Raw genomic sequence first — 12986 nt, 5'->3', positions numbered from 1 at the left:
CGTTAGATGACCTTGGCTTCGGTCTTCAGCTTGGTGACGAGCGTCGCCACATCGGCCACCTTCACGCCCGCGCCGCGCTTGGGCGGCTCGCTGACCTTCAGGGTCTTGATGCGCGGGGTCACGTCCACACCCAGATCCGCCGGCTTGACGATGTCGAGCTGCTTCTTCTTGGCCTTCATGATGTTGGGCAGCGTCACGTAACGCGGCTCGTTCAAGCGCAGGTCGGTGGTCACGACCGCCGGCAGGCTCAACGCCACGGTCTCGAGGCCGCCGTCCACTTCACGGGTCACGTTGACCTTGTCGCCGGCCACTTCCACCTTGGAGGCGAACGTGCCCTGCGGCATGCCGGTCAGCGCGGCCAGCATCTGGCCGGTTTGGTTGCAGTCGTCGTCGATGGCCTGCTTGCCCAGGATGACCAGGCTCGGGCCTTCCTTGTCCACCAGCGCCTTGAGCAGCTTGGCCACGGCCAGCGGCTGCAGTTCGACGTCGGCTGCGGTTTCCACCAGGATGGCGCGGTCGGCACCGATGGCCATCGCGGTGCGCAGGGTTTCCTGGCACTGCGTGACGCCGCACGACACCGCGATCACTTCAGTGACCGCGCCTTTTTCCTTCAGGCGAACAGCCTCTTCGACGGCGATTTCGTCGAAAGGGTTCATGGACATCTTGACGTTGGCGATGTCGACGCCCGTACCGTCGCTCTTGACGCGCACCTTGACGTTGTAGTCCACGACGCGTTTGACAGGGACCAAGACCTTCATCGAAAACTCCAGCTCGAATTGACGTAAACGTTAACCAGATTCTACGGGCGCTCCGCGCGGGAGTCGCGCATAAAAAAGCACGATCGTTCGATTCTAGCCAGACCACCGTCCGCGCCGCGTGAAGTCTTTTTGGAGAGCCCACTCAAATTGCGGGGCTAGACTGCGCCGCCCATGTCCATTGCACCGTTCGAGTCCCCTTCAATCGGCGTGTTCGACTCCGGCGTCGGCGGCCTGACCGTGTTGCGCGAACTGCGCTCCTTGCTGCCCCACAGCGCGCTGCACTATCTGGCCGATGCCGCCTACGCCCCCTACGGCACGCGCACGCCCGAGGAGATTCGCGCGCGTAGCAGGGCCATCACGGCTCATTTGCTGGCCCAGGGCGCTCGCATGGTCGTGATCGCCTGCAACACGGCAACGGCTCATGCCATCGATGACCTCCGCGCCCAGTGGCCGCAGGTGCAGTTCGTCGGCACCGAGCCAGGCATCAAACCCGCCGTCGCGTTGACCCGCAACGGGCGCATCGGGCTTCTGGCAACCCCGTCAACCGCCGGAAGTGACCGACTGCGTGCATTGATCGCGCGCCACGGCGGCACGTCAGAGTTCGTGGTGCAAGGCTGTGCTGGCGTGGTGGACTGCATTGAGGCGGGCGACTTGGACAGCCCGCGCCTGAGCGCCCTGGTCGACCGCTACTGCGAACCGCTGCGGATGCGGCGCGTCGACACCGTGCTGCTGGGTTGCACGCACTACCCGCTGATCCAGCCCCTCTGGGAAGCCGCCATGGGCCCAGATGTGCGCGTGGTGCGCATCGAGGTGGCCGTGGCGCGGCGCGCCTGTGACCTGTGGGCCGAACCAACTCCGGCGGCCCCGAGGATGCAAATCGAGACCAGCGGCGATCCGGCGGCACTGCAACGCTGGATTTCACACGTGCTGGGCTGGCAAGACACGCCGGTTCACGCTTGGCACGCTGACACCGAGCGCGCCTGAGGCGGCTTCAGCAGGCTTGGTGCGCGGGACGGGACTTGAACCCGTACGCCTGTTGAGGGCGGCGGATTTTAAGTCCGCTGCGTTTACCGATTTCGCCACCCGCGCGCGCCACGCATTATCTGAGCGCCAGAAAAGAAAAACGGGAGACTCGACGAATCGAATCTCCCGTGATTTGGAGCGGGTAACGAGGCTCGAACTCGTGACCTCAACCTTGGCAAGGTTGCGCTCTACCAACTGAGCTACACCCGCGCATTTTTGCTTTGCCTGCCGGGGCAAAACGTCGGTGCGACCGACTTTGACTGGAGCGGGTAACGAGGCTCGAACTCGTGACCTCAACCTTGGCAAGGTTGCGCTCTACCAACTGAGCTACACCCGCATGGTGTCTTTTGGAGGCGCGGTCCGGAGTCGAACCGGACTAACCGGATTTGCAATCCGGGGCATAACCGCTTTGCTACCGCGCCGCCGTAAACCCAATCGGAATCGTTGGTGCGACCCCGACGAAAAAGGGAAGCCTGGGCTTCCCTTTCGGAAGAAACTGGAGCGGGATAAGAGGCTCGAACTCTCGACCTATACCTTGGCAAGGTATCGCTCTACCAACTGAGCTAATCCCGCTTTGTTTCGCTTGTCACGCTGCGTCTGCTGCGTTCCTAGCGAAGCTGAAATTCTAATCCAGAAATTCAGGGCTCCGCAAGACTTTTTAAAAAATCAGTGCGGAACGACGCTGCCCTTGGCCGCTGCATCGCCTGCAGTGGCCGCGGCCACCGGCACTTCTTCCTCGGGCAGCGGCGTCGGCAGGGTCTCCAGCGCCACCTCCAGCACACGCTCGATCCAGCGCACCGGCACGATCTCGAGTTGGTTCTTCACGTTCTCCGGAATGTCCTGCAGGTCCTTGACGTTCTCTTCCGGAATCATCACGGTCTTGATGCCGCCGCGGTGGGCTGCGAGCAGCTTTTCCTTCAGGCCACCGATGGCGGTGACTTCACCGCGCAGCGTGATTTCGCCGGTCATTGCCACGTCTGCACGGACCGGGATGCCGGTCAGCGCGGACACGAAAGCCGTCGTCATCGCGGCACCCGCGCTCGGGCCGTCCTTGGGCGTGGCGCCATCGGGCACGTGGACGTGCACGTCACGCTTCTCGAAGACCTCGTCCTTGATACCCAGGCGACGAGCGCGCGAACGCACGACGGTGCGAGCCGCTTCCACGGACTCCTTCATCACATCGCCCAGCGAACCGGTGCGGATGATGTTGCCCTTGCCCGGCATCGCGGTGGCTTCGATGGTCAGCAGATCGCCGCCCACTTCGGTCCACGCGAGGCCGACCACCTGACCAACCTGATTCTTCTTCTCGGCACGGCCGAAGTCGTACTTGCGAACGCCGAGGAAGTCGTGGAGGTTGTCCTCCGTAACGGTGACCTTGCCCTCGTACGTCTTGAGCTGGATGCCCTTCACCACCTTGCGGCAGATCTTGGACATTTCGCGCTCCAGCGAACGCACGCCCGCTTCACGTGTGTAGTAGCGAATCACGCCGCGGATGGCGGATTCGGCGACCTCCATCTCCTCGTCCAGCACGCCGTTGTTCTTGCGTTGCTTGGGCAGCAGGTACGTTTGCGCGATGTTGACCTTCTCGTCCTCGGTGTAGCCCGACAGGCGGATTACTTCCATCCGGTCCAGCAGCGCGGGCGGGATGTTCATCGAGTTCGAGGTGGCGACGAACATGACATCGGACAGGTCGAAGTCGACCTCGATGTAATGGTCACCGAAGGTGTGGTTCTGCTCGGGGTCCAGCACCTCCAGCAGCGCCGACGACGGGTCGCCACGGAAGTCCATGCCCAGCTTGTCGATCTCGTCGAGCAGGAACAGCGGGTTGCGCGTGCCGACCTTGGTCAGCGACTGAAGCACCTTGCCCGGCATGGAGCCGATGTAGGTGCGACGGTGACCGCGGATCTCGGCTTCGTCGCGCACGCCGCCCAGCGCCATGCGGACGAACTTGCGGCCCGTGGCGCGCGCAACGCTCTGGCCGAGCGAGGTCTTGCCGACGCCCGGAGGGCCGACCAGGCACAGGATGGGCGCCTTGACCTTGTCGACGCGCTGTTGCACCGCGAGGTACTCAAGGATGCGGTCCTTGACCTTCTCGAGGCCGTAATGGTCTTCGTTCAGCACGTCCTCGGCGTTCTTGAGGTCGTGCTTGATCTTGGTCTTTTTGCTCCAGGGCAGGTTGACCAACGTGTCGATGTAGTTGCGCACCACGGTCGCCTCGGCGGACATGGGCGACATCAGCTTGAGCTTCTTGAGCTCGGCGTCGGCCTTCTTGCGCGCCTCCTTGGGCATCTTGGCGGCGAGGATCTTCTTCTCGAGTTCCTCCATGTCGGCGCCGTCTTCGCCGTCACCGAGCTCCTTCTGGATGGCCTTGACCTGCTCGTTAAGGTAGTACTCGCGCTGGCTCTTCTCCATCTGGCGCTTGACGCGGCCACGGATGCGCTTTTCGACTTGCAGGATGTCGACTTCGTGCTCGAGCAGGTCGAGCAATTTTTCCAGGCGCTTGGCGACGTCGGCCAAGTCAAGCACGGCCTGCTTGGCGTCGAGCTTGAGCGGCAGATGCGCGGCGATGGTGTCGGCCAAACGACCCGGGTCGTCGATGCCGCCGATGGACGTGAGGATCTCGGGCGGGATCTTCTTGTTGAGCTTGACGTACTGGTCGAACTGCTGCGTCACGGCACGGCGCAAGGCTTCGACTTCGGGCGCGTGCTCGGTCTCCGGCGGGATGGGGGTCACTTCGGCCACGAAGTGCTCACCCGGCTCGGTGATGGATTGCGTCGTGGCGCGCTGAAGGCCCTCGACCAGCACCTTCACGGTGCCGTCAGGCAGCTTCAGCATCTGCAGGATGCTGGAAACGCAGCCGACCTCGAACATGTCTTCGGGCTTGGGCTCGTCCTTGCCGGCGGCCTTTTGCGCGACCAGCATGATCTGGCGGCCGGCTTCCATCGCGGCTTCCAGGGCCTTGATGGACTTGGGGCGCCCGACGAACAGCGGGATGACCATGTGCGGGAACACGACCACATCACGCAGCGGCAGCAGCGGCAGCGTGATGGGGTCGGCGGGGAGGATGGGATGTCCGGACATGAAGACCTCTCTTTCTCAAGCCGATGTGCGGCCTGAGGGGGCGATTGCAAGCAGTGGGATGCGCGCGTTCAGGCGCTGGCCTTGGCTTGCTCGCGGTAAACCAGCAGAGGACGCGCCGAGGCGTCCTCGATGTTGTGCTCGTCGAGCACCACCTTCTCCACGCCTTCCAGGGCGGGCAGTTCGAACATGGTGTCGATCAGTGCCTGCTCCATGATGGACCGCAGGCCGCGAGCGCCAGTCTTGCGCGCCAAGGCCTTGCGCGCGATCGCAGCCAGCGCCGGCTTGCGGATCTCGAGATCCACACCGTCCATCTGGAAGAGCTGCTGGTACTGCTTGACCAGCGCGTTCTTGGGTTCCGTCAGGATCTGAATCAGCGCATCTTCCGTCAGTTCACCCAGCGTGGCCACCACCGGCAGGCGGCCGACGAGTTCGGGAATCAGGCCGAACTTGATGATGTCCTCGGGCTCGCACTCGCGGAAGACTTCCGACACCCGCTTTTCGCTCTTGCTCTTGACCGTCGCGCCAAAGCCGATGCCCGACTTCTCGCTGCGGTTTTGGATGACCTTTTCCAGGCCATCGAAAGCACCGCCGCAAATGAAGAGGATGTTGGTGGTGTCGATCTGCAGGAAGTCTTGGTTGGGATGCTTGCGCCCGCCCTGCGGGGGAACCGAAGCCATCGTGCCTTCAACCAGCTTCAGCAACGCCTGCTGCACGCCCTCACCCGACACGTCGCGCGTGATGGACGGGTTGTCGGCCTTGCGGGAAATCTTGTCGATTTCGTCGATGTAGACGATGCCGCGCTGCGCGCGTTCCACGTCGTAGTTGCAGTTCTGCAGCAGCTTTTGAATGATGTTTTCGACGTCCTCGCCCACGTAGCCGGCTTCGGTCAGCGTGGTGGCGTCGGCGATGACGAAAGGCACATTCAACAGGCGCGCGAGTGTCTGCGCCAACAAGGTCTTGCCCGAGCCCGTGGGGCCGATCAGCAAGATGTTGCTCTTGGAGAGCTCGACCGAATCCTTGGCCGTGCTCATGTGGCGCAGCCGCTTGTAATGGTTATAGACGGCCACCGCCAGCGTGCGCTTGGCCACGTCCTGACCGATCACGTATTGGTCCAGGCTCGCCTTGATTTCGCTGGGAACGGGCAGGTCTGACTTGCCCGCGCGCGCGGCCGGCGCCGGGGCGGGAACTTCATCGCGGACGATGTCATTGCACAGCTCGATGCACTCGTCGCAGATGAAGACGGACGGTCCGGCGATGAGCTTCTTGACCTCGTGCTGGCTCTTGCCGCAGAAGGAGCAGTAAAGAACTTTCTCGCTGGAGTTGCCTTTTTTATCGGCCATGGAACTGCTCGAAGAAGAGGCGAAATGCCTCGGATGATGATAGTCCAAACGATCTCGGGGCCCCTACGGGGATAAGGGCCCCGAAATCGCAGCGTCTTCCGCCCCTTTCGAGGGGCCGATCACGTCAAGGACGGTGTTCCAGCACCTGGTCGATCAGACCGTAGCCCTGGGCCTCCGCCGCCGACATGAAGTAGTCGCGTTCGGTGTCTGCCTGGATTTTGTCCAGCGGTTGACCCGTGCGCTCGGCGAGGATGCGATTGAGCGTGTCACGCGTCTTCAGGATTTCACGGGCGTGGATCTCGATGTCCGTGGCCTGACCCTGGGCGCCACCGAGCGGCTGGTGGATCATGACCTTGGCGTTCGGCAGCGAGAAGCGCTTGCCCTTGGCACCGGCCGACAACAGGAAGGCACCCATGCTGGCCGCCATGCCCATGCACAAGGTCGACACCTCGGGCTTGATGAAGTTCATGGTGTCGAAGATCGACATGCCCGCCGACACGCTGCCACCGGGGCTGTTGATGTAGAGCGAAATCTCCTTGTCCGGGTTTTCGCTTTCCAGGAACAGCAGTTGCGCCACCACGAGGTTGGCGACGGCATCGTTGACAGGGCCCACCAGGAACACGATGCGCTCACGCAGGAGGCGCGAGTAGATGTCGTAGGCGCGCTCGCCACGGCCCGACTGTTCGATGACCATGGGCACGAGGCCGAGATTGCGGGTGTCCAGAGCGCTCATTCAGATCCTTGAAAACTAATTCAGCTGCAACGGTTATGGGGGCTGATTATGGCCACGCAAGTAAAAAGGCGCCGGGCCTTGCGGCGCGGCGCCTTCGTCATGCGAAGGGCTTTCAGTTGCCCTGAGCCATCAGCTCGTCGAACGGCAGCGCCTTGTCGGTCACCTTGGCAGTGGCCAGCACAAATTCCGTGACGTTGTTCTCAACGACCACGGCTTCGACTTCGGCCATGCGCTCACGGTCCGTCAGGTACCAACGCATGACTTCAGCGGGCTTCTCGTAGCTCTGCGACAGCTCTTCGATGTGCGCTTGCAGCTGGGCCGGCTTGGCTTGCAGGTTGTTGGCACGCACCAGTTCGGCCACCACCAGGCCCAGGCGCACGCGGCGCTCGGCTTGGGGCTTGAAGATGTCGGCGGGGATTTCGGCCTTGTCGGCATCCTTCACGCCACGCTTCTTCAGGTCTTCGCGGGCCTGGCCGACCATGCGCTCGGCTTCGCCTTGCACCAGGGCGTTGGGCACGTCCAGTTCAGAGGCGGCCACCAAAGCGTCCATCACGGCACCCTTGTTACGAGCCAGCACGCGGAACTTCACTTCACGCTCGAGGTTCTTCTTGATGTCGGCGCGCAGGCCGTCCACCGAAGCGTCCTTGATGCCCAGGGACTTGGCGAACGCCTCGTTCACTTCAGGCAGATGTTGGGCTTCGATCTTCTTGACCGTGACCAGGAAGTCGGCTTCCTTGCCGGCCACGTCCTTGCCGTGGTAGTCCTCAGGGAACTGCAGCGGGAAGGTCTTGCTTTCGCCAGCCTTCATGCCGCGCACGGCGGCGTCGAACTGCTCCAGCATCTGGCCTTCGCCGATCAGGAACTGGAAGCCTTCGGCCTTGCCGCCGGCGAAGGGCTCGCCGTCGATCTTGCCTTCGAAGTCGATGGTGACGCGGTCGCCAGCCTGGGCGACGTCAGCGGCCGCGCGCTGGGCGAAGCTGCGACGCTGCTTGCGCAGGATTTCGACAGTCTTGTCGATGGCTTCGTCGGTCACTTCGCTGGTCACGCGCTCAACGTCGGCGGCAGCAAGATCACCAATCTTGACTTCAGGGTAGACCTCGAACGTCGCGTCAAAAGCCATTTGGCCTTCGGGCGCTTCGTTCTTCTGCTCGATGCGGGGCATGCCGGCCACGCGCAGTTGCGCTTCGTTGGCGGCGGCGGCGAAGGCTTGACCGAGCTTGTCGTTCACGACTTCGTATTGCACCGAGTAGCCGTAGCGCTGGGCGACGACGTTCATCGGCACCTTGCCGGGGCGGAAGCCGTCGGCCTTGACGGTGCGAGCCAGCTTCTTGAGGCGGGCTTCGACTTCGCTGTTGATCTCAGTGGCCGCCACGTGCAGGGTGATGCGGCGTTCCAGCTTTTCGAGGGTTTCGACGGTGACGGCCATGATGGACTCGGGAACAGTTGAAGGGACAGAGGTGGTGCGCGGGGCCGGACTCGAACCGGCACGCCCGTGAAGGCGTCAGGACCTAAACCTGGTGCGTCTACCAATTTCGCCACCCGCGCGGGTCTTGCTTGGGTTGCTGCAAATCAGATCAGCAGCAACCCCGTAGGCGATTCGGCAAACCGGCGATTGTAGCGAGGTCGCGCGCACCGGCCGGTGCGCGATCGCTGGGCGGAGGAAACCCTGATGAATCAGGCTTGCTCGGCGGTGGTGTCAGGCCACTGGCTTTGCAGGCGGGTCTGCTCTTCTTCGGCCGGGCGGGTCACGCGGAACCACGCGGCGTACATGGCCGGCAGGGCCAGCAGCGTCAGCACGGTGGCCACGATCAAGCCCCCCATGATGGCCACCGCCATCGGCCCCCAGAACACGCTGCGCGACAGCGGGATCATGGCCAGCACGGCCGCTGCGGCCGTGAGCACGATGGGGCGGAAACGCCGCACCGCAGACTCCACGATGGCCGACCAATCGGGCACGCCACGGGCCCGGTCTTGCTCGATCTGGTCGATCAAGATGACCGAGTTGCGCATGATCATGCCCATCAGCGCGATCACGCCCAGCAGTGCCACGAAGCCAAACGGGCGGTTCAGCAGCAGCAAGGCCATGGCGACACCGGCAATGCCCAGCGGCCCGGTCAGGAAGACCAACATCGCCCGGCTGAAGCTGTGCAGCTGCAGCATCAGCAGCGTGAAGGTGATGAACAGCATGATGGGCACGCCCGCGGCGATCGAGCCTTGACCCTTGCTGCTTTCTTCCACGGCGCCAGCGATGTCGATGCGGTAGCCCGTGGGCATCTGCTTTTGCAACTCATCGAGCTTGGGCCAGACCTCCTTGGTCACGGTCGCGCCCTGCAGCCCTTCGGCCACATCGCCTTGCACGGTCACGGCGTAGGCGCGGCCCTCTCGCCACATCACGCCCGGCTCCCAGTCGAAATCGACCTTGGCGATTTGCGTGAGCGGAATCGCGCGGCCGGTGGTGGACGGCACGTAGGCGTTGGCCATGTCGGTGATGACCGAGCGCTCATCGGCCGGCTGGCGCAGCACGATGTCGATCAGCTTGTCGGCCTCGCGGTACTGGCCGATGACGGTGCCCGACAACATGGTGCGCGCGGATTGCGCCAAGGCCTGGCTGGACACCCCCAGCGCGCGGGCCTTGTCCTGGTCAACGTTCAAGCGCAAGGTCTTGACGTTTTCGTTCCAGTTGTCGTTGACGCCGCGCATGTTCGGGCTGGCACGCAGGATCTCCTTGGCCTTGTCGGCCCAGGCGCGCACCACCTTCGGGTCGGCCCCGCTCACGCGGAACTGCACCGGATACGGCACCGGCGGGCCGTTGGGCAGCAACTTCACGCGGCCGCGCGCCTCCGGGAACTCCTCGGCCAGCAATGCGGGCAGCCGCGTGCGCAGTTCCTCGCGTTCGGCCAAGCTCTTGGGCACCAAGATGGCTTGGGTGACGTTGGCCTGCGGAAAGATCTGGTCCAGCGGCAGGTAAAAGCGCGGCACGCCCGACCCGACCCACGTGGTGACCGTGCCGATGCCCGGCTCCTTGAGCATGCGCGCTTCAAACCGGCGCGCCAGGGCGTCGGTCTCCTGGATCGTGGAGCCCTCGGGCAACCACAGGTCCACCAGCACCTCTGGCCGGCTGGAGTCCGGGAAGAACTGCTGCTGCACGCGCCCCATGCCAGCGATGCCCAGCGCGAACACGAACAAGGTGATGCCGATGGTCTTCCAGCGGTTCTCCACGCACCAGCGCACCACGGCGCGGAAGCGGTTGTAGAACGGGGTGTCGAACAGTTCGTGCGCCTCGCCGTGCGCAGGCTTGGCCTTCAGCAGCAACGCGCCAAGGTAGGGCACGAAGTACACCGACACAACCCAGGAAATGATCAACGACGCGGCCGTCACAGCAAAGATGGCGAAGGTGTACTCCCCCACCGTCGACTTCGCCAGCCCGATGGGCAGGAAGCCCACCGCGGTGATGAGCGTGCCGGTCAGCATGGGCATGGCGGTGACGTCGTAGGCATAGGTCGCCGCGTGCATCTTGTCGTAGCCCTCTTCGAGCTTGCGCACCATCATCTCGACGGCAATGATGGCGTCGTCCACCAGCAGGCCCAGCGCGATGATCAGCGAGCCCAGCGAGATCTTGTGCAGGCCCACGCCCCAATAGAACATGGTGACGAAAGTGATCGCCAGCACGAGCGGAATCGTGATGGCCACGACCAAGCCCGGCCAGACGTCGATGGTGAACTTGAAGCCCGGGCGCATGTGCAGGCCCAACGACACGAAGCTGACCGCCAGCACGATCACCACGGCCTCGATCAGCACGTGCACGAACTCACCCACGGAGGTGGTCACGGCCTTGGGCTGATCCTGAATCTGCTCCAGTTGCACACCGGCCGGCAGTTCACGCTCGATGGCCTTGAGCGCCGTGGACAGGGCCTTGCCCATGGCAATGATGTCGCCCCCCTTGGCCATGGACACGCCCAATGCCAGCACTTCCTTGCCCTGGTGCCGCACCTTGGTGGTCGGCGGGTCGACGTAGGCGCGCTTGATTTCGGCGATGTCGGCCAAACGCATCTGGCTGGCCACCCCGCTTTGCGGGTTCACGATGCGGATCGGCACCTCGCCCAGCGCCTGCGCGCTGGTGAATTGCCCTTGCACGCGAATCTGGAAATTGGCGCTGCCGGCGTTGAGCACGCCCGCGCCTTCCACCGCGTTCTGAGCGCCGATCTGGGCGATGACCTGGCTGAAGTCCAGGCCCAACTGGGCCAGGCGCTTTTGCGACACCTCGACGAACAGCTTCTCGGGCTGCACACCGAAGATTTCGACCTTGGCCACGTCCTTCACCTGCAACAGCGCCTGACGCACGCGGTCGGCGTGCTCGCGCAGTTCCTCACGGCTGAAGCCGTCGGCCGACAAGGCGTAGATGGAGCCGTAGACGTCGCCGAATTCGTCGTTGAACACGGGCCCGAGCACGCCTTGCGGCAGCGTGGAGCGCATGTCGTTGATCTTCTTGCGGGTCTGGTACCAGAGGTCCGCCACTTCCTTGGGCGGCGTGTTGTCCTTCACCTGGAAGACCGTGAGCGACTCGCCCGGCTTGGTGTACGAGCGGATCTTGTCCGCGTGATTCACTTCCTGCAGCGTTTTCTCGATCTTGTCGGTGACCTGGTCGGCCATCTGCTGCGCCGTGGCACCGGGCCAGAAGGCCTGGATGACCATGGCGCGGAAGGTGAAGGGCGGGTCTTCGTCCTGGCCGAGCTGAAAGTAGGCGGCAAAGCCCATCAGCATCAGCACCACCATCAGGTAGCGCGTCAGCGCCGGGTGCTCCAGCGCCCAGCGTGAGACGTTGAACCCGCCGACGCGGGGCTCTTGGGTCAGGGGCGACGTCATGCGTGCCTCGCTCAGCGTGAGACCACCGGGGCCGCGGGCTGCACGGCCGCAGCCGAACGCGGCGGCACGTAGCGCTTGACCTTCTGGCCCGGCGTGAGCACGTGCACCCCGGCCACCACCACCTCAGCGCCTGCCGAGAGGCCGCCGGCCACCAGCACATCGTTGCCATCCGCGCCGGCCACCTGCACCGGCACGGGCTGCACGGTCATGGCCCGGCCATCCAGCACCCACACCGAAGTCTTGCCGCCCTGCTGCAACACCGCAGCCAAAGGCAGCTTGATGACGCCAGGCAACTGCGGCAACTCCAGCAGCACGGTGCCCGACTGGCCGGGCTTCACATCCAGCTTGCCGGCATCGGCCTTCACCTGGAAGGTGCGCGTGACGGGGTCCGCTGCCGCGGCCACCTCACGCAAGGTCAGCGGGTAGGCCTGTTCGCTGCCCCAGAGCTTGATCTTCAACGCCCCGGGGCGCCCTGCTGCCGCCCGCACGCGGGCGATCTGGTCTTCCGGCACCGAGAACAGCACGTCACGCGGGCCGTCCAACGCCACGGTCACCACCGGCGTGCCCGCCGCAAGCACCTGCCCCGGCTCAGCCGTCACGGCCGTCACCACACCCGCCGCATCGGCCAGCAACTGCGCGTAGCCGGCTTGATTGCCTTGCACATCGGCCTGCGCCTTGGCCTGCTCCAACTGGGCTTGCGCGGCCTTGAAGGCCGAGTCGCGGCGCTCCAGTTCGGCCGCGCTGATGAAGCCCTGGCGCTGCAGGTCCACGAAGCGTTTGTAGTCTTGCCCCGCTTGATCGCGGTTGGTGCGCGCAGCCGCCACAGCCGCGCTGGCGGCGGCTTCGGCCAGCTTGAGGTCTTGCGCATCCAGGCGCGCCAGCAACTGACCGGCCTTCACGCTGTCACCCAGGTTCACCTGGCGCGCCAGCAGCTTGCCGCCGACGCGGAACGACAACCGCGACTCCACCCGCGCCCGCACCTCGGCCGCATACTCATGCACCGCCGCAGACGCACCGGCCTGAACCACCTGCGTCCGCACCGCGCGCTCGGGCTCCGGCGCGGCAGGCTGCTTTCCACAGGCTGAAAGCAGGGCCGCCAGCAGCAGGGGCGACGCGAGACGCAAAAAATGAGACATGCAGACCTCGGCAGGAAGGGATCACCGGCCCCGAAATTTAATGACCGGCGGG

At 64.3% G+C, this 12986-nt stretch carries 8 protein-coding genes and 6 tRNA genes; 1 reads left to right on the top strand and 13 read right to left on the bottom strand.

The annotated features are described in order from the left end of the window. Nucleotides 1-2 precede the first annotated feature (2 nt). Entirely contained in the window at nucleotides 3-758 is a 756-nt protein-coding gene (locus ACG01O_RS04585; protein ID WP_394381791.1) for an electron transfer flavoprotein subunit beta/FixA family protein, read from the bottom strand. Nucleotides 759-929: 171 nt separating this feature from the next. On the opposite strand from ACG01O_RS04585, the gene murI reads away from it, so the two are divergent. Next, a complete protein-coding gene (gene murI, locus ACG01O_RS04580; RefSeq protein ID WP_394381789.1) occupies nucleotides 930-1742 on the top strand; it encodes a glutamate racemase in 813 nt (270 codons plus the stop codon). Between the two features lie 17 nt (nucleotides 1743-1759). On the opposite strand, the gene ACG01O_RS04575 is transcribed toward murI, so the two are convergent. The 12 genes from ACG01O_RS04575 to ACG01O_RS04520 all read right to left on the bottom strand — a co-directional run bounded on the left by ACG01O_RS04575 (nucleotide 1760) and on the right by ACG01O_RS04520 (nucleotide 12934). Beyond that, nucleotides 1760-1847, bottom strand: a tRNA-Leu gene (locus tag ACG01O_RS04575). A 68-nt stretch (nucleotides 1848-1915) separates the two neighbouring features. Then, nucleotides 1916-1991 (bottom strand) — tRNA-Gly (locus tag ACG01O_RS04570). A 51-nt stretch (nucleotides 1992-2042) separates the two neighbouring features. Further along, nucleotides 2043-2118 (bottom strand) — tRNA-Gly (locus ACG01O_RS04565). An 11-nt stretch (nucleotides 2119-2129) separates the two neighbouring features. After that, nucleotides 2130-2203 (bottom strand) — tRNA-Cys (locus tag ACG01O_RS04560). 75 nt (nucleotides 2204-2278) lie between these two features. Continuing rightward, a tRNA-Gly gene (locus ACG01O_RS04555) sits at nucleotides 2279-2354 on the bottom strand. Between the two features lie 93 nt (nucleotides 2355-2447). Then, entirely contained in the window at nucleotides 2448-4862 is a 2415-nt protein-coding gene (gene lon / locus ACG01O_RS04550; RefSeq protein ID WP_394381787.1) for an endopeptidase La, read from the bottom strand. 68 nt (nucleotides 4863-4930) lie between these two features. Further along, nucleotides 4931-6202, bottom strand: a complete 1272-nt coding sequence (gene clpX / locus ACG01O_RS04545) for an ATP-dependent Clp protease ATP-binding subunit ClpX (protein WP_394381785.1) — start codon at nucleotides 6200-6202, stop codon at nucleotides 4931-4933. 124 nt (nucleotides 6203-6326) lie between these two features. Further along, nucleotides 6327-6935: an ATP-dependent Clp endopeptidase proteolytic subunit ClpP gene (gene clpP / locus ACG01O_RS04540; protein ID WP_394381783.1), complete on the bottom strand. Its 609-nt coding sequence runs from the start codon at nucleotides 6933-6935 to the stop codon at nucleotides 6327-6329. A gap of 112 nt (nucleotides 6936-7047) precedes the next feature. Further along, a complete protein-coding gene (gene tig / locus ACG01O_RS04535) occupies nucleotides 7048-8361 on the bottom strand; it encodes a trigger factor (RefSeq protein WP_394381781.1) in 1314 nt (437 codons plus the stop codon). A gap of 32 nt (nucleotides 8362-8393) precedes the next feature. Beyond that, a tRNA-Leu gene (locus tag ACG01O_RS04530) sits at nucleotides 8394-8480 on the bottom strand. A gap of 129 nt (nucleotides 8481-8609) precedes the next feature. Then, nucleotides 8610-11798: an efflux RND transporter permease subunit gene (locus tag ACG01O_RS04525; protein ID WP_394381779.1), complete on the bottom strand. Its 3189-nt coding sequence runs from the start codon at nucleotides 11796-11798 to the stop codon at nucleotides 8610-8612. 11 nt (nucleotides 11799-11809) lie between these two features. Beyond that, entirely contained in the window at nucleotides 11810-12934 is a 1125-nt protein-coding gene (locus tag ACG01O_RS04520) for an efflux RND transporter periplasmic adaptor subunit (RefSeq protein WP_394381777.1), read from the bottom strand. Nucleotides 12935-12986 lie beyond the last annotated feature (52 nt).

The organism is Pelomonas baiyunensis, from assembly GCF_043555935.1.
Taxonomy (GTDB): Bacteria; Pseudomonadota; Gammaproteobacteria; order Burkholderiales; family Burkholderiaceae_C; genus Pelomonas; species Pelomonas baiyunensis.
The sequence above is the reverse complement of the archived record's forward strand: the minus strand, read 5'-3'. Positions and strand labels throughout refer to the sequence as shown.